26 protein-coding genes and 2 pseudogenes are annotated in these 21,836 nt (G+C 71.0%); 12 read left to right on the forward strand and 16 right to left on the reverse strand.

Annotated elements, in window-relative coordinates:
• Window positions 1-42 precede the first annotated feature (42 nt).
• The 4 genes from OG295_RS36250 to OG295_RS36265 all read left to right on the forward strand — a co-directional run bounded on the left by OG295_RS36250 (window position 43) and on the right by OG295_RS36265 (window position 2,844).
• Complete coding sequence (locus tag OG295_RS36250) at window positions 43-822, forward strand: DUF2071 domain-containing protein (RefSeq protein ID WP_371680915.1); 780 nt, start codon at window positions 43-45, stop codon at window positions 820-822.
• Window positions 819-1,589: a class I SAM-dependent methyltransferase gene (locus tag OG295_RS36255; protein ID WP_371680916.1), complete on the forward strand. Its 771-nt coding sequence runs from the start codon at window positions 819-821 to the stop codon at window positions 1,587-1,589. Before OG295_RS36250 ends, OG295_RS36255 begins: the two co-directional genes overlap by 4 nt.
• Entirely contained in the window at window positions 1,586-2,011 is a 426-nt protein-coding gene (locus tag OG295_RS36260; RefSeq protein ID WP_371680917.1) for a hypothetical protein, read from the forward strand. Before OG295_RS36255 ends, OG295_RS36260 begins: the two co-directional genes overlap by 4 nt.
• Window positions 2,012-2,232: 221 nt before the next feature.
• On the forward strand, window positions 2,233-2,844 hold the full coding sequence (locus OG295_RS36265) for an SGNH/GDSL hydrolase family protein (protein WP_371680918.1): 612 nt from the start codon (window positions 2,233-2,235) through the stop codon (window positions 2,842-2,844).
• Window positions 2,845-2,912: 68 nt separating this feature from the next.
• Here OG295_RS36265 and OG295_RS36270 read toward each other — a convergent pair whose 3' ends face one another.
• The gene (locus OG295_RS36270; RefSeq protein ID WP_371680919.1) at window positions 2,913-3,353 is read right to left on the reverse strand and encodes a VOC family protein; all 441 of its coding nucleotides are present in this window, start codon (window positions 3,351-3,353) and stop codon (window positions 2,913-2,915) included.
• 457 nt (window positions 3,354-3,810) lie between these two features.
• Between OG295_RS36270 and OG295_RS36275 the strand changes: the two genes are divergently transcribed.
• Window positions 3,811-4,128, forward strand: coding sequence for an STAS domain-containing protein (locus OG295_RS36275; RefSeq protein WP_371680920.1), 318 nt, complete (start codon window positions 3,811-3,813; stop codon window positions 4,126-4,128).
• 17 nt (window positions 4,129-4,145) lie between these two features.
• Here the strand turns inward: OG295_RS36275 and OG295_RS36280 are convergent, their stop codons facing one another.
• The 11 genes from OG295_RS36280 to OG295_RS36330 all read right to left on the reverse strand — a co-directional run bounded on the left by OG295_RS36280 (window position 4,146) and on the right by OG295_RS36330 (window position 9,996).
• Window positions 4,146-4,601: an ATP-binding protein gene (locus tag OG295_RS36280; protein WP_371680921.1), complete on the reverse strand. Its 456-nt coding sequence runs from the start codon at window positions 4,599-4,601 to the stop codon at window positions 4,146-4,148.
• 104 nt (window positions 4,602-4,705) lie between these two features.
• Window positions 4,706-4,918 carry a hypothetical protein gene (locus tag OG295_RS36285; protein WP_371680922.1) on the reverse strand — a complete coding sequence of 71 codons (213 nt, stop codon included), beginning with the start codon at window positions 4,916-4,918 and terminating at the stop codon, window positions 4,706-4,708.
• A gap of 441 nt (window positions 4,919-5,359) precedes the next feature.
• A complete protein-coding gene (locus tag OG295_RS36290; protein WP_371680923.1) occupies window positions 5,360-5,803 on the reverse strand; it encodes a hypothetical protein in 444 nt (147 codons plus the stop codon).
• Window positions 5,804-6,132: 329 nt separating this feature from the next.
• The gene (locus tag OG295_RS36295; protein WP_371680924.1) at window positions 6,133-6,567 is read right to left on the reverse strand and encodes a gas vesicle protein K; all 435 of its coding nucleotides are present in this window, start codon (window positions 6,565-6,567) and stop codon (window positions 6,133-6,135) included.
• Window positions 6,564-6,785 carry a gas vesicle protein gene (locus OG295_RS36300; RefSeq protein WP_371680925.1) on the reverse strand — a complete coding sequence of 74 codons (222 nt, stop codon included), beginning with the start codon at window positions 6,783-6,785 and terminating at the stop codon, window positions 6,564-6,566. Before OG295_RS36300 ends, OG295_RS36295 begins: the two co-directional genes overlap by 4 nt.
• Window positions 6,782-7,612 carry a GvpL/GvpF family gas vesicle protein gene (locus OG295_RS36305; RefSeq protein WP_371680926.1) on the reverse strand — a complete coding sequence of 277 codons (831 nt, stop codon included), beginning with the start codon at window positions 7,610-7,612 and terminating at the stop codon, window positions 6,782-6,784. Before OG295_RS36305 ends, OG295_RS36300 begins: the two co-directional genes overlap by 4 nt.
• On the reverse strand, window positions 7,609-8,013 hold the full coding sequence (locus tag OG295_RS36310) for a gas vesicle protein (RefSeq protein ID WP_371680927.1): 405 nt from the start codon (window positions 8,011-8,013) through the stop codon (window positions 7,609-7,611). The genes OG295_RS36305 and OG295_RS36310 overlap by 4 nt, the downstream gene beginning before the upstream one ends.
• A gap of 34 nt (window positions 8,014-8,047) precedes the next feature.
• Window positions 8,048-8,296: a gas vesicle protein GvpG gene (locus OG295_RS36315; protein ID WP_371680928.1), complete on the reverse strand. Its 249-nt coding sequence runs from the start codon at window positions 8,294-8,296 to the stop codon at window positions 8,048-8,050.
• Window positions 8,297-8,369: 73 nt separating this feature from the next.
• Window positions 8,370-9,080 (reverse strand): GvpL/GvpF family gas vesicle protein, encoded by a 711-nt coding sequence (locus OG295_RS36320; RefSeq protein ID WP_371680929.1) that lies wholly within the window; start codon window positions 9,078-9,080, stop codon window positions 8,370-8,372.
• 3 nt (window positions 9,081-9,083) lie between these two features.
• Window positions 9,084-9,578: a gas vesicle structural protein GvpA gene (locus OG295_RS36325; protein ID WP_371680930.1), complete on the reverse strand. Its 495-nt coding sequence runs from the start codon at window positions 9,576-9,578 to the stop codon at window positions 9,084-9,086.
• Between the two features lie 37 nt (window positions 9,579-9,615).
• Window positions 9,616-9,996 carry a gas vesicle protein gene (locus OG295_RS36330; RefSeq protein ID WP_371680931.1) on the reverse strand — a complete coding sequence of 127 codons (381 nt, stop codon included), beginning with the start codon at window positions 9,994-9,996 and terminating at the stop codon, window positions 9,616-9,618.
• Window positions 9,997-10,238: 242 nt separating this feature from the next.
• Here OG295_RS36330 and OG295_RS36335 point away from each other — a divergent pair, with 242 nt between their 5' ends.
• Window positions 10,239-11,294: a histone protein gene (locus OG295_RS36335; RefSeq protein ID WP_371680932.1), complete on the forward strand. Its 1,056-nt coding sequence runs from the start codon at window positions 10,239-10,241 to the stop codon at window positions 11,292-11,294.
• Between the two features lie 4 nt (window positions 11,295-11,298).
• Window positions 11,299-12,420: an SRPBCC family protein gene (locus tag OG295_RS36340; protein WP_371680933.1), complete on the forward strand. Its 1,122-nt coding sequence runs from the start codon at window positions 11,299-11,301 to the stop codon at window positions 12,418-12,420.
• Window positions 12,421-12,553: 133 nt separating this feature from the next.
• Here OG295_RS36340 and OG295_RS36345 read toward each other — a convergent pair whose 3' ends face one another.
• Window positions 12,554-12,727: a CsbD family protein gene (locus OG295_RS36345; protein WP_371680934.1), complete on the reverse strand. Its 174-nt coding sequence runs from the start codon at window positions 12,725-12,727 to the stop codon at window positions 12,554-12,556.
• A gap of 815 nt (window positions 12,728-13,542) precedes the next feature.
• Here OG295_RS36345 and OG295_RS36350 point away from each other — a divergent pair.
• The 3 genes and pseudogenes from OG295_RS36350 to OG295_RS36360 form a co-directional block, all read left to right on the forward strand.
• Window positions 13,543-14,487: an LLM class F420-dependent oxidoreductase gene (locus OG295_RS36350; protein WP_371681413.1), complete on the forward strand. Its 945-nt coding sequence runs from the start codon at window positions 13,543-13,545 to the stop codon at window positions 14,485-14,487.
• 142 nt (window positions 14,488-14,629) lie between these two features.
• Window positions 14,630-16,414, forward strand: a complete 1,785-nt coding sequence (locus OG295_RS36355; RefSeq protein WP_371680935.1) for a thiamine pyrophosphate-requiring protein — start codon at window positions 14,630-14,632, stop codon at window positions 16,412-16,414.
• Between the two features lie 2 nt (window positions 16,415-16,416).
• Window positions 16,417-16,731 (forward strand): annotated as a pseudogene (locus OG295_RS36360) (FAD-binding oxidoreductase); the annotation flags it as partial.
• A 524-nt stretch (window positions 16,732-17,255) separates the two neighbouring features.
• Here OG295_RS36360 and OG295_RS36365 read toward each other — a convergent pair.
• Window positions 17,256-17,638 (reverse strand): annotated as a pseudogene (locus OG295_RS36365) (nitrate reductase); the annotation flags it as partial.
• A 354-nt stretch (window positions 17,639-17,992) separates the two neighbouring features.
• Between OG295_RS36365 and OG295_RS36370 the strand changes: the two are divergent.
• Window positions 17,993-18,214: a hypothetical protein gene (locus tag OG295_RS36370; protein ID WP_371680936.1), complete on the forward strand. Its 222-nt coding sequence runs from the start codon at window positions 17,993-17,995 to the stop codon at window positions 18,212-18,214.
• Window positions 18,215-18,333: 119 nt separating this feature from the next.
• On the opposite strand, the gene OG295_RS36375 is transcribed toward OG295_RS36370, so the two are convergent.
• Both OG295_RS36375 and OG295_RS36380 read right to left on the reverse strand, forming a co-directional pair.
• Window positions 18,334-19,098 (reverse strand): hypothetical protein, encoded by a 765-nt coding sequence (locus OG295_RS36375; RefSeq protein ID WP_371680937.1) that lies wholly within the window; start codon window positions 19,096-19,098, stop codon window positions 18,334-18,336.
• 192 nt (window positions 19,099-19,290) lie between these two features.
• Window positions 19,291-21,168 carry a helix-turn-helix domain-containing protein gene (locus tag OG295_RS36380; protein WP_371680938.1) on the reverse strand — a complete coding sequence of 626 codons (1,878 nt, stop codon included), beginning with the start codon at window positions 21,166-21,168 and terminating at the stop codon, window positions 19,291-19,293.
• Between the two features lie 326 nt (window positions 21,169-21,494).
• On the opposite strand from OG295_RS36380, the gene OG295_RS36385 reads away from it, so the two are divergent.
• Window positions 21,495-21,821: a cupin domain-containing protein gene (locus OG295_RS36385; protein ID WP_371680939.1), complete on the forward strand. Its 327-nt coding sequence runs from the start codon at window positions 21,495-21,497 to the stop codon at window positions 21,819-21,821.
• Window positions 21,822-21,836 lie beyond the last annotated feature (15 nt).

A 21,836-nucleotide genomic window follows, 5' to 3' on the forward strand; every position in this document is an offset into this window, starting at 1 on the left:
CCCGGCCACACCGTCCGTCGCGACCGACGAGGCGGCCGGTTCATGAGGCACCTGCTGCAACGCCACCCCCTGCCGATGCGGACGTCGTTCGCGCATTCCCTGGTGCTCACCTACGCGCTGCCACCCGAGCTGCTCACCCCGCTGGTTCCTCCGGGACTCTCCCTCGACACCTACCGTGACGCGAACGGCACCGAGCACGGGTTCGTCGCCGCCGCGGTCGTCGACACCCGGGCCCTGCGCCCGTCGTTCCTTCCCGCCGGCCTCGGCCGGGACTTCATCCTCACCGGCTACCGGATCTTCACCAGGTTCTCCACCCCCGGCGGCCGCACCATGCGCGGCCTGCGCATCCTGCGCAGCGACACCGACCACCGGATGATGGTCCTCGGCGGAAACCTCTTCTCGCGCTACAACTACCGCCTCGCCCGCATCGGCACCCGCACGTCCGGCCGGACCCTGGAGTTCAAGGTGGTCAGCGCCGACGGCCGGGCCGACCTCCACGTCCGCGCCGACCTGGCGGACACCCCCGCCCCGCTCCCCGCGGGAAGCCCCTTCGCGAGCGCCAAGGACGCCCGCCGGTACGCGGGCCCGCTCCCGTACACCTTCGAGTACGAGCCGCAGACCGGCACGGTGATCGTGGTCAAGGCCACCCGTACGCACTGGGAACCGGTCCCGGTCGCGGTCGAGGTTCCCACCCTGACCTTCTTCGACCACGGACCGTTCGCCGGAACCGAGCCCGTCCTCGCGAACGCCTTCCACGTCGGCGACCTCGACTACGGCTGGGAGCGCGGCTACCGGCGGGCCCCGGACGGGGGCGTACTGTGAGCACCCCCACCGCCCCACCGCCCCCGCGCCCCTCCGGAGTACGCGAGGTGGTCGGGTACAACTGGCCCCTGTACGCGGGCGGGTTGTCCGCCGTCGCCGGCGGCCTCGCCCTCGCGCCGCACCTGCCGCGCGTCCCCGCCGCCCTCGCCCGCACGGGCGCGCTGGCCGCGGCCGCCCTGCTCACGGGCAGCACCGCCGCCTGCTGGTGGGTGTACGACCGCTCCGAGCTGTACTCCCTCGACTGGCTGACCGGCCTGCTGCCCGACGGCCCCGGCGACCACCTCGTCATATCGACGGGCCTCGACGAAACCAGCCACCCCCTGGCCCTGCGGTACCCCCGGGCCGCTCAGAGCGTCGTCGACCTCTACGACCCGGCGCTCACCACCGAAGGCTCCATCCGGCGCGCCCGCCGACGCGTGCCCCCGCGCCCCGGGACCCTGCCCGGCCGCCCGTCCCGACTGCCCGTCGCCTCCGGCTCCCAGGACACCGTGTTCGCGGTCTTCGCGGCCCACGAACTGCGCCTCGCACCCGACCGGGAGGCGCTGTTCGCGGAAATCACCCGCACCCTGCGCCCCGGAGGCACGCTCATCCTGGTGGAGCACCTGCGCGACCGGGTCAACACCGCCGCCTTCGGCCCGGGAGCCTGGCACTTCATGCCCCGCCGCGAATGGCTGCGGCTCGCTGACGGCGCGGGCCTGCGCTCCGTCACCGAAACCCGGATCGCGAACCTCGTCACGGCCTTCGCCTTCAGCCGGAGCGCCGAGTGAACCACCTCTTCACCCTGGAGTCCCAACTCCGCCTCGTGGGCCTCGCCCTGACAGGCATGGGTGCCTTCCACATCGTCCTGCCCCGCCTGGTGGACTGGCCCACCGACCTCGCCGGCACCAGCCTGCTGACCCGCCAGGTGTCCTACGCACACCTCTTCTTCATCGGCCTGACCTGCGTCCTGCTCGGTCTGCTGCCGCTGTGCTACACCCCGGAGCTCCTGGCGGGCACCTCCCTCGGCACGGCCCTGCTGGCGGGCCAGACCCTGTTCTGGGGCGCCCGCTGGGCCTTCCAGTTCGTCTACTTCTCACCCGCCCTGTGGCGCGGAGACCGTTTCCGCACCTTCGGCCACATCGCACTCGCGGTCCTCTGGACCTGGGTGACGACCGTCTTCGCCTACGCCCTCCTCGCCGGCCCGGCCTGAGCGGCCGTCCGGTGCGTCGTGCCCCCCCGCCGCGCCTCTGGCGAACGGCGCTCTCGGCGGCGCTGCGGGCAGCTTCGAGCGGTGGGCGTCGCGCGGCGCCCGCTTCCTGCCGGGCCGGCCTTCGGAGGGGTGGGCCACAGGACGCGCGGGCGTTATGTTTCTGATCTTGAAAAGGGCCGTGGGCCGTCACGTCGGCCGCGAGCGCACCGAAGGAGAGCGACATGATCCGCCTGTCTGCAGAACCCATGACGTGGGTAACCACCGGGGACAGCATCACCCAGGCCGTACTGCACACCCACGGCGCACGTGGCTGGGTGGAGCACCTGCAGGAACGGGTCAGATGGCAGATGGACCGGCTGACCGACATCGTCGTCAACACCGGTGTTTCCGGCTGGCGTGCCGTGGACGTGCTCGGCTCCTACGACCACCTGATCGGACGCTTCGCACCCGACGTCCTGTCCATATCGCTCGGCACCAACGACGCGCGCGCCGGCCTGGCCGGGCTGCCGGAGTTCCACGACGCCATGCATCGGCTCGTCGACCGTGCGGGCTCGCAGACCCAGATCGTCCTCCACACACCGGTGCTGGTCAGCATCGCCGGCCGCGAGGCCCGCGGCACCCTCCCGGCGTACGCCCAAGCCGTGCGGGACATCGCCAAGGAGGCCGACGTCCTGCTGGTCGACCACGAGACCCACTGGCGCTCGCACTTCGGCGACGCCGACCCCATAGCCTGGCTCGACGACCCGGCCCACCCCAATGCCGTCGGCCACCTTCAGATGGCCGAGCACACCCTCCGGGTTCTGGGACTGGGGCCCATGGAGCCCCGCACCTGAGCTCGGGACCGCGGGCGGTACGGGGAGGGGCGCCCGACAGCGAGGTTGCGCGGTTCGGTTCCTCCCCCTCAGCGCAGCTGCTCGGCCAGCCCGACGATGATGCCCTCCGGACCGCGGACGTAGCAGAGGAGGTAGCTGTCGTCGAACCTGGCGATCTCGCCGAGGAGTTCGGCGCCGTGAGGGCGCAGGCGGGCAACGGTGTCCTCGATGTCGTCGACGGCGAACATGACGCGGTGCGTGCCCAGAACGTTGTGCGGCCGGTTGCGCGGCCCGGTGCTGATCACCGCGGGGCTGTGGTATTTCGCCAGTTCGAGCCGGCTGTGACCGTCCGGGGTCCGGACCATCGCGATGTCACAGCGGACGCCGTCGAGCCCGGTGCACCGGTCGGCGAAGAGGCCCTCGACCTCCGCCCTGCCCTCCAGCTCCATACCGAGTTCCACGAAGAACGCGATGGCGGCGTCCAGGTCCTCGACGACGATGCCGACGTTGTCCATCCGCTGGATCGCCATGCCGTCTTCTCCTTCTTCCTCGTGCTGCCGCTGATGTACCCGGGACGGAGCCGGTGGCACGTTCTCGACATCCTCGGACCGCCGGACTCCGAAGTGTCCGGACCGCGCCCCAGCACCGCCACGGCAAACCGGGCTCTGGCTGTGTTCCGTGGCTGCGGTGTGGTTGCGGCTGGGTGGCACCCCTCGGGGGAGGAGGGGGTGCCACCCGACCACACCGCGGTGGGCGCCTGTCCCGAAGCGCTCACCGCCTTTGGCGCGTCTATCCGTGCCTGCCTGCTTCAAACGCTTTCCGCGCACGCTTTCCGTGGGGCCTGTGTGCGCCCGTACGGCTGTGCTGCGCTGGTGTGGAGGTGTCCCGGCGGTCCCTGTGCGGGTAGGTGTGGTGCTGCTGGGTGTGAGCAGGTTCTACGGTCAGGGCACCGGATATCGGCGCCGTGGACGGCTTGGGGAGATGACGATGGAGTCGCCGAAGGTGACGGTGCGGCCCGGTACGGACGGTGCGGCCGTGGTCGTGTGCACGGGCGAGTTCGACCTCGATACAGCGGGCCGCGTGGCGGAGGCCTGCAGGACGCGGGCCGCGGACGCGGAGCTGCTGCTCCTGGACGTGTCGGGGGTTGCGTTCGCGGACTCGTCGTTCCTGAACGAGCTGATCCGCCTGCGCAACGCCCGGCCGACGGCGTTGGTCGGACCGTTGCCGAAGCAGCTCCTGCGGCTGCTGGAGATGACGGGCGCGCTGACCCTTTTCGACATCCGCGACGGTACGGGGTCGGCCTGATCCGCCCCGGCCGCGAGTCAGCGGCTTCTCGCGACGGGCTGCGCGCCGGGGAAACCGAGTCTTTCTCCGGTGAAGGTTGCAGTGACGGTTTTGCCGCCGCCGCAGCCGTTACGGCTGTGGGCGCTGATGCGGACGGTGTCGGTGAGGTCCTGGACCAGCCGCCATCCGAATCCGCCCGGTCGTCCGGGTGCCGGGGTGCGGAGCTCCGGCACCCGGGACACGCGGTCGGACACTTCGACGGTAACGGTCCCGGTGCCGGGGCGGGCGGTGATGGCGAAGCCGGTGGCGCCACCGGCGTGACGTCTGGCATTGGTGACCAGCTCGGTCACCACGATGACGACGTCGTCCACCCCGGCGGCGGGCACGCCGAGGCGGGCGAGGAGGGTCCGGGTGGCGGTGCGGGCTCGTGCGGAGCTGACGCCGGCCCGTTCGCCGGCCGGCAGGAGACGAGACGTAAGGGTCCGTTCTTCCATACTTCGCACCTTCCCCGCCGTTTCATCCCGTATGCGCCGTCGGGGACTCGGCCGCCCGCTGACCGCGCCCTCCCGCCGGACTTCTCGGGGGTGGGCGTCGTCGGTCAGGTGTGCGTGCGGCGCGCGGCGGCCTCGTGCGCGATGCCGGTTGTGTCGCTGAACCAGTAGTCGCCTGCGGCGAGGTAGCCAGCGGATCGGCTGCCTGCGGTGTGGGTGCCGGACTGCCCTTCACCGCCGGGGCTGTTGGCGGGCATGGCGGGCATGGCGGGCATGGCGGAGCTGGTGATGTGGCGCTGGTACGGGCTGGGTACGGGCACGGAAGGCTCCCGGTGGGTGGGCCGGTGGGGTATGAGTTCATGGTGGACGCCAGATCCGGGCTGCGCCTGCCGGGGCCTGCGCCGTGGTGGGAGGTCACCCGTCTGGCCGCGCCTGGTGACGTAAATGGTGCGTTGTGTCACTGCGTGTGCAAGGGTGCGGGCGGGAGCCGACGGCGACGGCGGCGGATGTCCCACGTGTGCAGGACCCGGCCGGTGCCCAGCCCTGGCCGGGTCCTGTCGCGAGCCGGCCCGCAGGGCCCTTGGGCGGGTCGCGAGGAGCCCTTGTGCCGCGGCATGGCCAATGACCTGAAGGGAGCCGGGGTACGCGTCTGTGGCGGCCGTGCGACGGCTCCACGAGGTGGGGCCGGGTGTCGTGTCGGCGCGCACCACATCGGGATCCGGGAGTCTGCGCGCTGTCGGATCCGCCGGTTCGGCGGGGGCCTACTCCACGACCGTGACAGGGAGGCTGGAGTAGTCCGGTCCGGCCGGGTCGGTGCCGGTCGCGGCGGCGTCCTCCCGTTCCTGCCAGACGCGCACGTACGCCGACCGCGCCGCCCAGGTGCCGAGATCACCCGTATCGGCGCTGTACTGCTGCCATGCCGTCCCGCGCTCTTCGGGGTCGAGCCGGCGGGCGGCCGGCCTGGAGGCCCAGACGGTGACGCGGGTGACCAAGCCGAGGCGCTGGTGGAGGGGGCTGTCGGACGCGGCGGGCTCGACCGGCGCCCGAAGGGACCCCAGGCGGCTGAGTCCGAGGTGCGCGAGCGAGTAGACGAACGCGCCCTCGCCCGCCTCCCACCTGTCCGGCGAGAGCGTGACAGCGGCGCCCCGGTAGTGGGCTGCCTCGTACAGCGTGGCCTTGACCGGCGCATCGGTGTTCCGTGCCATGTCGTCCTCCCGTGGCATCAGGGCAGACCGAGGCTCAGGGCTCCGAGGTTTGCGCCGGCGGTTGTAGTCGCGAGCCGTGTCGAAGGCCATCTCCAGGAGTTCTGCGGGGTCCCTCGGGGGACATCGCGCAAGGCGGTCCGCCCGCCGTCCATGCCTGCTCACCGTCCATGCTTGGTCACCGTCGGTTCCGACCGGATGGAAGCGGATGCAGAGTGCTGTGATCGTCCTCGTACGTACGGCGTCTGCCCCAGCCGGTGCGCCGCATGCCGGACGGACGGAAGCCGGGCGCCGCCCCGGCCGGCCGCCCGTGCGCTGGGCCCACACCCTGCTCAAGACCCCGTCCGCCCGGACTCCGGCGGCGGCAGGAGGGGCCCCAGGGGACCGAGGTCGAGGTTGAGGTCGTCCAGCGTGTAGCCATGCTGCGCGCACAGATCGGTCATCCGGTCGTGGAGGGCCATGAGGGTGGCGCCGAGTTCCTCCTCCTGTTCATCGCTCAGGTCTCCGGCGTCGGCGCGGCGCAAGGCCTGGCGTTCGATCAGCTGGCGGACGAGTTCGACGAGGGTGAGGACGAGTTTGAGGAGGTCCTCCCCGACACTGTCCGGATCTGCGTGGATACGCCGCGCGGGCGCGGAGGGTCCGGTGACCGGACCCGGCGGCGGGGCCTGCAGGAGGCGGAAGGCCTGGGCCATGGTGTCGCCGGCCGAGCGCGGGCCGGAGCCGGGCACCGGGGCGGACGACGGACCGGGCCGGGGTGTGGCGCTCATGGGTGCTCACCTCCCGGGGGCGGGAGCGCGGCGCTGTCGCCGAGGCTGCTGACCGAGGTGATCAGGGCGCGCAGGGAGATGCGGACGAGGTCGATGTCGGCGATGGACAGGACGATGTCACCGGTGATGACTACGCCGCCGGCCAGCAGGCGGTCCAGGAGGTCGACGAGAGCCACCTGGCGGCCGGGTAGGGGTGTGTCCGCGGGAGTGAGGCTCATGTCGCCGCCCCGAGGTCTCCGCCGTCGGGCGGTCCGGGCGGGGGAGTGGCGAAGGAGTAGGGCGCCCAGGGGCCGGTGACGTCGACGCGTATGCCGGGCAGGTGAGCGGCCTCCTGTTCGATCGCAGCGCGGAAGTCGTCGGCCCGGTCGTCGGGGACGAGGTAGGCGTCGTTCAGGACGTTCTCGCCGTCCCGGTCACCGGCGAGCGGCCCGCTCTGCACGGGATGGCGGACGCGGGCCGAGGCGTAGCGGGCGGCGGTGTCGGTGAGGTGCTGCGCCGCGCCGGCGGCCTGCCGGTACTGGTCGTCCCTGGCGTGCTGCTGGGCCCTGCGGCTGCGCAGGTAGGCCTTGCCCGGGCTGGTCATGTCGGCCGGGGGAGGGTCGGGTCCGGTCGTCGCGGGGGCGATGTAGGCCTTGACGCCGAATTCGGTGTGGCCGGCCAGGAGGGCGAGCCGCTCGGCGAAGAGGTCGTGCTGTTCGTGCAGGGCCGTCAGGGCGCGGGCGGTGTCCTCGTAGAGGGTGGCCAGGCGCAGGGGCAGGACGGTGGTGCGGGCGGCCAGGGCTTCGACGACCTCGTGGTGGGCGCGGGCGGTGGCTTCCAGCCAGCCGAGGTCTTCGAAGCGGGCTTTGAGGGCTTGCCCGTTCCAGTCTGCGGCGGGTACCCGGCTGACGGCGAAGACGGGGGAGCCCGGGCCGACGCCGGACGTGGGGAGGAGGGTGAGGGAGGTACCGGCGACGCCATGGAGGCGGCCGACGACCTCGTCGAGGCCGGGGGAGCGGGCCGCGACGGCGTAGACGTAGGTGAGGGCGGGCTCGGAGGTGTTCACCGGGTGGGCCTCCTTCGGGCGGCGGGCGGGGGCTCGCGGGCTGCGTCACTGCCTTCGCCGGAGGAGTGTTCGCGGCGCAGGGTTTCGATTTCCGCGCGCAGGCGCCGGTTCTCCTCGGCCAGGGCGCCGCCGGTGTGGCGGGAGGACAGGGCGGGGTCGTGCTCCCACCAGTCGATGCCCATCTCCTTGGCCTTGTCGACGGACGCGATGAGGATGCGCAGTTTGATGGTCAACAGCTCGATGTCGAGGAGGTTGATGCGGATGTCGCCGGCGATGACGATGCCCTTGTCGAGGACGCGTTCCAGGATGTCGGCGAGGCTGGCGGACGAGGACGCCGGGTAGCCCATCGGAGTCGCCCGAGAGGGCAGGGAGCCGAGCCGGTTGTCTAGGGGGTCACTCACGGCCGTCCGTCCTTCCTGGTCGGGGCCGGCCTGCTCATGGCAGGTTCTGCCGGTACCTGGCTATCTCGTCGAGGCGGTCGAGGAGCGCGTCTTCGAGGGCGTCGAAGGTCTCCTGGTCGATCTCGCCGCTGACGAGGCGTTGCTCGATGTCGGCGAGGGCCGCGTAGACGGGGGCGGGGTCGTAGTACTGCTCGTCGGCACGGTCGGCGACGCGCTGTGCCACCCACAGGACGGCGCGTACCGGGGCGAGAGGTGCGGTCAGCAGCTGGGTGAACAGCCCCATGGCTCCTCCAGGTACTGCTCGGGCCGGTCGCGCGGGGGCGGCGCGTGCGGGACGGCGGGGTTCGGATCGGCCGCTACACGAAGCTGTAGGGGGGCAGCGGCCCGGTGAACCGGAAGGTGACGTGGTCGACCTGCCGGGCGAGACCGCCCTCCGCGTTGATGAAGGCGCCCTTCTCGTCGTCGGGCACCAGCAGGGACACATTCAGGAGGTCGCCGTCGGCCGGTGCGCGGACGGCGTGCTGGCGGGCGTAGGGCAGCAGTGCCTGGACGAGTCCCGCGGCGAGGGATTCCTGGCGGTCGCGGACCTCGGCGGCGACGACTTCCCCGAGTTGCAGCGGCAGACGGGGGTCGGTGTCGCCGGCCCGGATCCGTTCGTTGAGGAGGCGGGCGTGCTCGGACTCGCCGAGGATCTCACGCAGGAGCGCCTCCTCGTCCTGGCTCGCCTTGACGTGGTATTCGGCGCAGCCCTCAAGCCTTTCGAGCGAGTCGAGGTAGGCGGCCTCGCGCTCACGGAGGACCTCGCCGACGGCCTGGTCGTCCGCGGCGGTGTATCCGAACTGCAGGGGCAGGACGGTGCCGTCAGCCATGAGGCTCTCCTGGACGTCCTGGTGGGCGGTCAGGTCGCGGCGTTTGGCGCGGATTTCCTGTTCGACGTCGCTGACGACCGCGCACAGCCGGTCCGTTCGCACCAGCCGCAACGGGGACGGTTCGGCTCCCACTCCTGTGAGGTGGTCGAGGCGGGCGGGGTGGTCGGCGGCGATCACGGAGTACACGTAGATGGTCATGGTCTACTCCCTCTCGCGGCGGGCGCGGCGGGCGGCGGGCCTGCGGCGGCGGGGCACGGCCTCTTCTTCGGGTTCTTCCTCCGGTTCTTCCTCCGGCTCCTCCTCGGGTTCCTCTTCGGAGGCGTTCTTGCCGGTCAGGGATTCGGTGACGGCCTCCACAGCGCCGCTGAGGGCGCCCTTGGACTTGCCCTTGGCGCCGGATTCGACGGTGTCGCCGACGATGTCGGTGAGCTGAGCAGGGGCCTTGCGGCCGGATTCGAGGTCGAGGCGGTTGCAGGCTTCGGCGAACCGCAGGTAGGTGTCGACGCTCGCGACCACGATCCGGGCGTCGATCTTGAGGATTTCGATGCCGACCAGGGAGACCCGGACGAACACGTCGATGACCAGACCGCGGTCGAGGATCAGCTCAAGGACGTCGTAGAGGCTGGTGCCGGTGGCACCTCCGCCCGAGGCTGTGGTTCTGCTGAGGTTGCTTGCGCCCTGCGGCACCATGGTCATGGCGCTGTCCCTTCCCGGGCGGCCCGCCTGGCAACTCTCAGGCCGGCCGGTCGATCATGCCCCGGCTGTAGCGCCGGGTCCGTTCGTAGGAGACGAGTTCTCCTGTCTTGTCGATGGCCACCCTGTAGCTGGCCAGAATGCTGGTGGTGTCGGGAACGCGTTCGAGTTCGAGGACCTCGACCTGGGCTTCCCACCCGTCCTCGGTGGGCTTGAGGGAGGAAACCGACTCGGGCGGGCGGCCCAGGAGCTGAGCGAGCTGCTCAGCCGCGGCTCGCATGGCCGCCGCCGCTCCGCCCACGCCCCGAGAAGGAGACGACGAGGTGCGCGACGCGGCCTTACGGACGGGCCGCGCGGGCGGTTCCCGGTCGCTCTCGTCGTTGTCGGGGCGCCGACGGCGGCCCGGCTCTGCTGGTGCCATGGCCCCACTCCCCTTCACGGGCGGTCCGTAGGGCCTGCCCGCTCCCATGGGGGTGTACCCACAAACTCGTGCATGTCTTTTATTTCTACGGTATTCGAGGCATAACGGGCGCAGAGATGAGCAGGCGCTCCGGTGACCCGTGCGAGCGGTGTGTCCCGTCGCCCCGGCGTGCGTTCACAGCAGTCGTGGCGAACGACCACAGGCGGTGACGGCCGTGCGCACCACGGTGAAGGGAAAGGCTCATGGATGACACCACCAAGATCGCCTTGGCGGCCGCCGTCGCCGGCGGCTACATACTCGGGCGGGCCAAGAAGGGACGCCTGGCCTTCAGCCTCGCCACCTATGCCGCGGGGCGCCGCTTCGGCCTCGACCCCAAGGAACTCGCCACCCAGGGTCTGAAGAAGCTGAGCGAGATGCCGCAGTTCGCGGAGATCGGCGACCAGGTCAAAGGCGAGGCCCTTGACGCGGGCCGCAAGGCGTTGACCGCCACGGCCAACCGCCAGCTGGCCCGGCTCGCCGAGACCCTCCATGAACGCACCCTCGAACTCGGCCGCAGCGGAAAGGACGACGAGGGCTACGAGGGCGACGAGGACGAGGAGGCGCAGGAGCGCTACGACGACGAGGACTACCCGGCAGAAGAGGACGAGGAAGAGTACGAGGAAGAGGGCGAAGAACCGGCGGAAGAGGAGTTCGAAGACGAGGGGGAGGAAGCGGCGGAGGAAGAGGAGGAGGAACCAGCGGAGGAAGAATACGAGGAAGACGAAGAAGAGCCCGAACCTGAGCCTGAGCCCGAGCCCCGCCGACGCACCTCCCACCGCCGCTCGACGTCCGAGCGTACGCACGCACCCTCCCGCAGCACACCAGTCCGCAAGCCCTCCGGCGGGCGGGCTCCCGCCAAGAAGACCGCACCGGGCAGGAAGGCCGCACCCGCCAAGAAGGCCGCGCCGGCCAGGAAGCGCGCCGAACCCGACAGGACCGCACCGGCGAAGAAGGCCGCGGCACGCAAGACCGCCGCCCGCCCCGAAACGCCCCGGGCACCGGCGAAGAAGACGGCGTCGCGGCCACGGTCAGGCGCGGCTCCTGCGGCAGCGCGCAAGAGCGCCACGAAGAAGACGGCGGCGAAGAAGGCGCCCCCGGCCAAGAAGACGGCCGCGAGGAAGACAGCTGCGAAGAAGACGGCCCCGGCGAAGAAGACCGCGGCGCCGAAGAAGACCTCCGCACGCCCGCCGGCCCGCAAGACCGCCGCGAAGAAGACCGCGGCGAAGTCCACCGGCCGCAAGCCCTCCGCGAGGAGGTGACACCATGGCCACCACACAGCGCGGTGACACAACCTCCTCTTCAGGCCTGGACCGGCTGATGGAGGAACTCGGCGGCTACGTCTCGGCTCAGGCGGAACACCTCGCGGACAAGGCGGTCGACAAGGTCGGCGACGTGACCGACACCCTCCTCGACGTCGCGGAAAGCGGCGGCACGCTCCCGGACATAGGCGCCCGCATCCTCAAGGGCGACTCCCCCGTGAAAGCGGCCCTCGGCGGTGTCAAGGACAAGCTCAAGGACGTCGGAAGCAACCTCCTGGGTGGGGGCAAGGGCAAGGGGCGCAAGAGCGGCTCCAAGTCGATGAACATCATCGAGAGCATCGACGTCGGCGTCCCGCTGCGCACCGCCTACGACCACTGGACCCAGTACGAGGACTTCAGCAGCTTCACCAAGGGCGTCCGCAGCGTCTCCCAGGGCGACGACACCAGCTCCGACTGGAAGGTGAAGGTGGGTCCTTCGACCCGGAGTTGGAAGGCCACCGTCCAAGAGCAGATCCCCGACGAGCGGATCGTGTGGACTTCCGAAGGCGCCAAGGGGACCACACGCGGCTGCGTGAGTTTCCACGAGCTGGCGCCCGCCCTGACGCGGATCGTCCTGGTAGTCGAGTACTACCCCGCCGGGCTCTTCGAGAAGACCGGCAACATCTGGCGGGCCCAGGGTCGGCGCATGCGGCTGGACCTGAAGAACTTCAGCCGTTACGTCACCCTTGGCAACGACGAGGCAGAGGGATGGCGCGGAGAGATCCAGGACGGCGAGGTCGTCGTCACGCACGAGGAGGCCCTCGAAGCGGAAGAGGCAGAGGAAGAGGACTCCGCGGCCGAGGAGCCGGGCGAGGAGATGGAGGAAGGAGCCGAGGAGGGAGGTCAGGATCAGGACGAAGAGGACTATCCCGAGGACGAGGACGAGGAGTATCCCGAGGGCGAGGAGGAGGACGAGGACGAGGCGTACGGCGAGGAGGAAGCGGCCTACGAGGACGCGGACCAGGAGCAGGATGAGGACGCGGAGGACGAGGAGGAAGCGGCCTACGAGGACGCGGACCAGGAGCAGGATGAGGACGCGGAGGACGAGGAGGAAGAGGAGCCCCGCCGGACACGCCGCCGGCGGTGATGCGCAGAGGGCTGTGGCCGTCTCGGACGAGGCGCGGCCACAGCCCCCGCCACAGCCCCTGCATCTCCCCGGTGGGCCTGGGTGCGGGAAAGGCCGGCGGCAACACGCCGCCGGCCTTTCCCGTCACGCCCGGTCAGTGCCTGAGCGTGTCCTTGGCCTTCTGGACGGTCTGCTTGGCATCTCCCGCGGCCTGCTCGGCCCGGCCCTTCATCTCAAGGCTCTCGTTGCCCACCGCTTTGCCGGTGACCTCCTTCGTCTTCCCCTTGAGCGTCTTGCCGACGTTCTTGGCCTTCTTCCCAGCGGCCATTACCGCCACCTCCATACCGGAACCGGGAAAATACCCAATATCCTGACCAAATTCGTCTACCCACAAAAAAGGGCTTGAAAGATCTGGCGGCCATCGGAACACTCAGCGTCGTACGCCAAACGACAGCGGCTCTTGTCGTCCCGCCGGTGTACCGCTCCACATCTGCCGGCGGCCACATCAGGCAGCGCGTCTGCACACGCCCCCGATGCGTCCGGAACGCCTTGGGCGGCCGGAGCCCTCCCTTTCCGCAGAAACAGGGAAACAAGTATGCGGCCATTCGACGGCCGCACGATTGAGGAGGTCCGAACCCGAGGCGTCCTCCCCGAGAAGGACGCAGCGGCGCGGGTATCATCAACGGCTACTTGGGCCCTACCCGCGAAACGACACAACAGTCTTCGAGGATGCTACGGAGCCGGGCAGGCGCACGCAGCGACGGACGGGCCGTCTTCGGACTTCATCCCGTACCTCGTGCGCACACCGCCCACCCGGACGAGCGGCGGTTCGCCGAGAAGACCGCCCACCGCCAGCTGAAGGGTGTCTTCCGGCTTCTGCCGCGAAGCCCGGTGCGTCTGGGCCGAGTCGCCTCCTGCGTTGGTGTGTGCGTGAGTGCGGCGGCGTCCGGCGTCGCCGCCACTGGACGGCGGGGCCCGTCGTACGGGATTGAAGCACGGCGGGCCGGGCAGGCGCCGACGTAGCCGGCTTCCCCGGGGCGGCACAGACCGCCCCGGAGGAGAAGCGGACCGCATACCAGGGGATTCTCCCCGCACGTGCGACAGGAAGGAAGCGCGTTCATGCCGGTACGCATCGGATACACGATGATGACCGAGCAGGCCGGACCGCTCGAACTGGTCTCCCACGTGGTGGGAGCGGAGCAGGCGGGTTTCGACTTCTCCGTCATTTCCGACCACTCGTTCCCCTGGCTGGAGTCGCAGGGCCACGCCCCCTACGCATGGAGCGTGCTCGGGGCGGCCGCCCAGGCCACCACCCGGATCCCGCTCATGACGTACGTGACCTGCCCGACGTTCCGCTACCACCCCGCGGTCGTCGCGCAGAAGGCCGCGACCGTGCAGATCCTGTCCCGGGGCCGCTTCCGGCTGGGACTGGGCTCCGGGGAGAACCTCAACGAGCACATCGTCGGCGCCGGATGGCCCGCCGCGCACGTGCGCCTGGAGATGCTGGAGGAAGCCGTCGGCATCATCCGGAAGATGTTCGGCGGCGTGTGCGTGAGCTGCCACGGCGCCCACTACGACGTCGAGAACGCCAAGCTCTGGGACCTCCCCGAGGAACTGCCCCCGATCGGCATCGCCGTCTCCGGGCCCCGCTCGTGCGCACTCGCCGGCCGGCTCGGAGACCTGTTGATCGCGACGGAACCGAAGGCGGAACTCCTGCGGCAGTTCGACGCCCATGGTGGCGCGGGCAAACCCCGTATCGGACAGTTGCCCGTCTGCTACGACCCCGACCGCGCCGCAGCGGTGGCGCGCGCCCACGACCAGTTCCGCTGGGCGCTGGGCGGCTGGCGGGTCAATGGCGAGCTCCCCGGCCCCGCGGGCTTCGAGCAGGCTTCGCGGCACACCCGGCCCGAAGACGTGGCCGAGTCCATTCCGTGCGGTGACGAGGTGGACGAGTTCGTCGCGGCGGTACGTCCTTACGTCGAGGCGGGATTCACCGAGGTCGCCCTCGTCCAGATCGGCGGCGACCGGCAGGTGGCCTTCCTGGAATGGGCCGAGGCGAAGCTCCTGCCCGCGCTCCGGAACCTGTGAGCAAGCCGAAGCTCCGTCACGGACTCCGCGGAAGGTCCATCGTGGACCGGGTCTCGGGTGTCCCCGGGCAGCGAGAGCTGCCGGAACCGTGCCCGAACCGCTCCGCGCCCGCCGGCCGGCACCAGCGATCAGGAGGACAGAGATGAAGGTTGCCGACTACCTGTTGCAGCGGCTGCGGGAGTGGGAGGTCGAGTTCGTCTTCGCCTACCCCGGCGACGGCATCAACGGCCTGCTCGCCGCCTGGGGCCGCGCCGAGGACCAGCCCCGCTTCATCCAGGCCCGGCACGAGGAGATGGCCGCCTTCCAGGCCGTCGGGTACGCCAAGTTCTCCGGACGCACCGGGGTCTGCGCTGCCACCTCCGGGCCCGGAGCGATCCACCTGCTCAACGGCCTGTACGACGCCAAGCTCGACCACGTGCCGGTGGTGGCGATCGTGGGGCAGACCGACCGCACCGCGATGGGCGGCTCCTACCAGCAGGAAGTGGACCTCCTTTCGCTCTACAAGGACGTCGCCTCCGAGTTCTGCGAGATGGTCACCGTCCCCGGACAACTGCCCAACGTGCTCGACCGGGCGATGCGCATCGCCGCCACGCGCCGCACGGTTACCGCGCTGATCGTCCCGGCGGACGTGCAGGAGCTCGACTACGAGCCGCCTGCCCACGCCTTCAAGCACGTCCCCTCCAGCCTCGGCGTCCCCCACTACGCCCCCGTCCCCACGGGCGAGGACCTCGCCCGGGCCGCAGAGATCATCAACGCCGGCGAGAGGGTCGCCGTACTGATCGGCCAGGGTGCCCGCCACGCCCGCGCCGAGGTCGAGCAGGTCGCGGATCTGCTCGGTGCCGGCGTCGCCAAGGCCCTGCTGGGCAAGGACGCGCTCCCGGACACCCTGCCCTATGTCACCGGCTCGATCGGGCTGCTCGGCACCCGGCCCTCCTACGAGATGATGCGCGACTGCGACACCCTTCTCGTCGTCGGCTCCAGCTTCCCCTACAGCAACTTCCTGCCCGACTTCGACCAAGCCCGCGCGGTGCAGATCGACCTCGACCCGTCCATGATCGGGCTGCGCTACCCGTTCGAAGCGAACCTCGTCGGCGACGCCGCCCAGACACTGCGCAGCCTGCTTCCGCTGCTGGAACGCAAGGCCCACGGCGCGTGGCGCAAGACGATCGAAGACAACACCGCCCGGTGGTGGGACGTCATGACGCGCCGCGCCGAGGTCTCCGCGGAGCCGGTCAACCCGGAGTACGTCGTCCACGCACTCGACGCCCTGTTGCCCGAGGACGTCATGCTGGCCGCGGACTCCGGCTCGGCGGCGAACTGGTACGCCCGCCACCTGCGGATGCGCGGCACCATGCGCGGCTCGCTCTCGGGCACCCTGGCCACGATGGGCCCCGGCGTGCCGTACGCCATCGGCGCCAAGTTCGCCCACCCCGACCGCCCGGCCATCGCCATCGTCGGCGACGGCGCCATGCAGATGAACGGCCTCGCGGAGCTGATCACCGCCGCGAAGTACTACCGCGAATGGACCGACCCCCGCCTGGTCGTCGCCGTCTTGAACAATCACGACCTGAACCAGGTCACCTGGGAGATGCGCGCCATGCAAGGCGCACCGCAGTTCGAACCCTCCCAGCACCTGCCCGACGTGCGCTATGCCGACATCGCCCGGTCCTTCGGCCTGGACGGCGTTCGGGTCGAGCGGCCCGAGGACGTCGGCCCCGCCTGGACCCGGGCGCTGGCAGCGCAGCATCCGTTCGTCCTCGACTTCCGTACCGATCCCGCGGTGCCACCGATCCCGCCGCACGCCACCTGGGACCAGATCAAGGCCGCCGCCTCCGCCGTCCTGCGTGGCGACAGCGACCGCGGCAACTTCATCCGCCAAGGAGCAAAGGCCAAGGTCCAGGAGTTCCTGCCCGGCGACGGGAACTGACCATGGCCGCGGAAAGCAGGGGCGAGCAAGAGGACCTCGCGGCCCTGGAACGCGCGCTGCGCGCCGAGGCCGACGGCGAGGTCCGCTTCGACACCGGCAGCCGGGCCGCCCATGCGACCGACGGTTCCAACTACCGGCAGGTCCCGCTCGGCGTGGTGCTGCCGCGCACGGTCGAGGCCGGCGCCGCGGCCGTGGCGGTGTGCTCGCGGTTCGCCGCGCCCGTGCTCTCGCGCGGCGGCGGCACCAGCCTGGGCGGGCAGTGCACCAACACCGCGGTGATCATCGACTGGACCAAGTACTGCAACCGACTGCTGTCGGTCGCCGACAACGTCGTGCGCCTGGAGGTACTCACCTACGACGGCGTCCGCTTCTGGGCCGGCCCGACCAGCGACGACGAGTATGCGCGGGTCGTTGCCGAGGGTGGGCCCCAGTCCCGCCTGTACCAGGGGCTGAAGGACATCACCGGGCGCAACCTGGCGGCGATCCGGCGCGGCCATCCGAAGATCCCCCGCCGCGTGTCCGGCTACAACCTGGACTCCCTGCTGCCTGAGAACGGCTTCGATGTGGCGAAAGCCCTGGTCGGCAGCGAAGGAACCCTGGCCACCGTCCTGCGCGCCGAGCTGAAGCTGGTCGAAGTCCCCGCCGCCGAGGCGCTGCTGGTGCTCGGCTTCGGCGACATCTACCAGGCTGCCGACGCCGTGCCCGACCTGCTCAAGCACAGCCGGTGGCCCGCCCAGCTGGAGGCGACCGACGGGCGCATGGCCCGGCTGATGCGCGAGGAACACGCCTACCTCGACTCCCTGGAGCAGCTGCCCGAGGGCGACAGCTGGCTGCTGCTCCAGAGCTCGCGCGACCTGGCGACGATGCGGTCCGTCGCCGTCGGCCAGTCGCTCTCCACGAGGCGCCCGCTCTCGCGGACGAGCGGCCGGGTCAGGCGGTCCGCGGAGCCGTTGGCCTGCCACGCGTACAGGTCCTTCGGTTCCAGCCGGCCCCGGTTGACGCGGTCGCCGGCCCTGCCCCGTACCCCCGCGATCCGTCCGCCGCGGACGGCGATGTCCATCGCGTCGCCGTCGGAATGCAGGAGCGAAGCCGCCCGCACCCACGCGTCGACCTGCTCCTCGGTCACCCCCTCGGCCAGGCAGTGTCCGTGCGTACGGGCCACTGCCCGCCCCTGCCGTAGGGGGTGCGGCGGCCCCACGGGTCGTCGATCCGGTCGCCGGACACGTGTACGGGATCCCGTCTCACAGCCGCTCCTCTCCGGCCGCAGCGCCGACGGCGCCGAACCTTCGATGAGCGGCGCCTACGCGCAGCGCCCCGCGTGACACGACCCGCGCGGCGGGCATGACGGGTGCCGAGCCCTGGCCGCGCCAACTCCTCAGAGCCATGCCAGCGCGACCTTCAGGCGGCGCTGTTCCTGCCGGTCACCGCAGTGAGCCCGGTCGTACCGCTCACAGTCCCCGTGGGGTGTACGAAGGCATCAGGGGCGGGGAGGGCGTCAGCTCAGGCGCTGCGCACCCGCCGCCGTGCTTGTCGGATCTGGGGTCGCGGCATCACGCCGCATGCCGCGATCAGGCATGCATGGGTGCGCAGGCCAGTGGCAAGAATGCCCGTATGCCTCAGGATCCGGCGCAGCTTGTCGATGCCATCACGGTGGCCGTGCGGGAAGGGGACGATCAGCGGATCGGCCTCCTTCTCGACCGGCTCAAGTACGTGGCCGAGCTTCCCGACCTGATACGGCTGCGGTACCGGCTGGGCGGTGCTTCCCTTCCGATGCGCGCCCGCCGGGAGTCCTTGAGTTGATCACCTGCCGGTCGGCCTGCCCCGTCTCGGGGGACACGCCCGCATCCCGTGGGCCCGTCGGGCCGGGACCGTGGAGCTGGTCCCGGCCCGACGGGCGCAACCGCGTGTGGTTGCGGGTGTCAGCGCCCTGCGGTGTTGCTCGCCCACAGCGGAACACCGTTGCGGTAGATCACCACGTTCGCGTCGTTCTGCATCTGCAGGTACGCCCCCGACCCCGACGTGCCCGTGGCCCAGATCGGCCGGTTGCCCGGCGCCACCAGCACCAGGTTGCCGTCACCTTGCATCCACAGCACGGTGCCGGGGGTTCGGGTACCGGTCGCCCAGACCGGGCGCCCCGGCACGTAGGCGACCAGGTTGCCGTCCGCCTGCATGACCAGGGTGTTCCGGCCACTGGGCGAGGTCAGGTATTCCCCTACCCCCAGCATGCGGCCGGCACCGAGCCGGCCCGGGAAGAACCAGGGCGTGCAGACCGTGTTGGACACGCGTCCCAGGACGACTGAATCCCCGCAGGCCCGCACGGCGTCGTACCCATTGACGTTCCAGGTACCCGTGTACGTGCTGCTCTGGCCCACTCCCGTGGTGACGGTTCCCAGCGGTCCGGCCCAGCCGGACCCGCTGTTCGAGGAACGGTCGATCCACACGTGCCCGACTCCGGCGAGGGGCTCGCCATTCAGCAGACCCCAGGCGCAGTTGTAGTTCGGGGCATACCGAAGCGTGATGTGCACCCCGTCCCAGGTGGTGACGGTACCCGGCTCCTTGAACGCTCCACTCGCCGCGATGGAGGCGGCAAGGCCGCGGTCTCCGTCGCCGCAACCCGCACCGGAGGCGGACGCGGTGCCGCCGCTCCCTCCGACCGCCAGGAGCGTGCATACCGCCACGGTCAACGCCGCACCTCGTGCGCCCCACCTTTTTCCGATGACCAAGACCATCCCCCTGCCCGGTTCCCCCAGCCGACGACTGGATGCACAAGGCTGCGCGCCGCCCGGCACAGCCGGAAGGGCGCACGCGGAGGCGCTCGCAGTACAGACTGCCCCTATTCGTCCCGCGCAGGCCGTTGGCGTCACAGCAACGCTGTGCTACGACAGCGACGACTGGCACGACACCGCATGGTGAGTGGGGTCGGGCAGGACGGGCCGGGGCGATCCGGGGGTGGCCTGGAGCGCGGCGGCGAGACTTCGTAGCCCGGACTGTTTGCCGGGGGCTTCTTCGTCGTCGTGCGGCGGACCCGCGGGGAGGGTGGACAGCAGCATCCATCCCAGGAGCGCCTCGGCGGCGCGGACGTGCCCACGGACGGTGGCCGGGTAGAGACCGAGGCGTCGGGCGGTGGCGTCCACCCGGAAGTCCTCGGCGGCCCACGTGCGGAGGGTCTGAGCGAGGGCGTCGCCGGTGGTGGTGCGCCGGTCGGTGCATTCCTGGCCGAGTGGGGCGAGCGCGGTAGTGGCCCAGTCGGTGACCGGTGGCTGCGCCAGCAGGTGGGCGAGGGTGGGCGTGGGGTGGGGGGCCGGGTCGGCCGCGGGGCCGTGGAGGGAGTGGATCTGCAGAGCCAGGGACAAGGTGATGCGATCGGCGGTGCGGTCGGTGTCGAGGCCGGTGGCCTGGAGCATGCCGCGTATGCGGCGGCTGAGGGTGTTGCGGTGGATGCCGAGTATCCGGGAGGCGGCCGAGACGTCGAATTCGAGGCCGAGGGTGACGGTGGGCAGTTGCCGGTCGGCGCCAGGCCGGCTGAGGACCGGGTGGAGCAGGGCGGTGGCCCACTGCTGTGCGGTGGCCGGGTCGAGTGCGTCGAGCAGACCGGGGGTGCGGGAGGCGACCGCGGTGCGGCCGGGGCTGATCCGGGCGGTGGCGATGGCGTCGTAGGCCAGGCTGAAGCAGGTGGCGGTGTCCTCGACGGGCAGTGAGGGGCTGATGCCCAGACTCAGTCGGCGGCCGCGATCGGCGACGAGCGGGCGCAGGGCGGTGACGGCCGGTGCTTCTCGCAGGTCGGGATCGGGGTGGGGGGCGACGACGACGATGTGCTCGTCGAAGGCGGGGCACCGTACTGCCAGGCCGGTGTCGGACAAGAGCGTCTCGACTCGGGCGAACGTTTCCTCGCGGGAGGTGCCGGCGCACTCCATGATGGCGATCTGGACGTCGTCCGTGTCGAGCATGTGGGGGGAGAGGGGCTCCAGGATGCGCCGGGCCGGTTCGATGTGACCGACCATCAAGGCCTGGAACGCCGCCAGGCGTACGGCGTGCAGGGTCTCGGCGAGCGCCGTGTCACCCCCGCGCCCGCACGCGTGCCCGCGGACGGCGAGGACAGTGGCGGAGCGGGCCAACAGGTCCCGGTCAGGGGTGCTGAAGGCGTGGTGGCGGCGGGCGGCCAGGAAGCGGTCACCATCCCCGACGGGGTGCGTCGAGGTGAAGGCGCGTTCCGCTGCGGGCAGTCGGCGTTCGGTGAAGGGGGCAGGTCTGGAGCTGACGCGCTGAAGGCTCACCTCCGCATCCAGCTGGTGGGCCAGCCAGTCCAGGAGGTCGTCCGGGTGGTCGTCACCGCTGAGGTGGTCCAGGAGGTGGGCGAGACACGCCGCGTGCCGGTCGCCCGCCTGCCGCCGGTGTTCGGTGATCCGCGGGATCAGGGTGTGCCGCCAGGCCGCCACGGGTGCGCCAGAAGCGAGCAGCGGGAGGGCCGCGTGGGACGCGGCCTCGATCAGCGGGCCTCGCGTATGGGCCGGAGTGTCCGCGGCGAGGACCAAGCCGACGGCGCCTCGGTCGGCGAGCTTCCGCAGCCAGGCGCGTGCCTGCCCCGAGTCGATCGCGTCGGGTGAACAGATCAGGAGCGTGCCGGAAAGCCTGCCGGGGCCGTCGCAGGGCGCGACCAGCGCGGCACGGTCCACGACCCGGTCGTGGGGGACAGCGGGGTGCAGGGGGTGCAGGACGTACTCGGGCCGGCGGGCCAGGGCCGCGAGGGTGAGCATCACGTCTCCTCCGACGAGGGTGAGGTGTGAGGCTATCCGGGGAGCCGAGGCCGCGAGACGGCAGGTACGGCCGATGACGGCGGACGCGATGCATCACGCATCGGAGCCGAAGGCCGCCTGCCGGGCCGCCGGCCCTCACCTCGGCCCCGGTCGTCAAGGCCTGCGGCGCCGAGGTGTGCACGCGTGCTGTGCATCATGCGGCAATCGGTGCATCTGTGGCGTAGTAAGCGCCGTCGAGGATCCCTACGCTGATCGACATCCGGTGGACGACAACAGGTCTTCACCGCACAGCAGTTGAAGTGGAGACAGCTATGCTTCCGGGTTTCGTGGGCGTTCGTCCGGACCAGGCCTCGATATCGGACATGCGGATCAACGAGCACATCACCGCGCGTCTCCTCAAGGAGGGCACACCCCACGACCCGAGTGTCATCATGCTGCTGGAGTTCGCGCCGGGCGCACGATTCGGCGAGGACCGGCACACGGTCCGCGAGTTCGTTCACGTCGTCGAGGGCGAGTTCGGCGACGGCACGGACACCTGGCAGGCAGGCACGGTGCTCTGCGCCGAGCCTGGCTCCGTGCACTACCCGCAGTCCGCGACCGGCTGCACGCTCCTCGTCGTCTACCCCGACGGACAGGACGCACAGGACGCGTAGCGCACGGGCTGCGGA

This window comes from Streptomyces sp. NBC_01276, assembly GCF_041435355.1.
Taxonomy (GTDB): Bacteria; Actinomycetota; Actinomycetes; order Streptomycetales; family Streptomycetaceae; genus Streptomyces.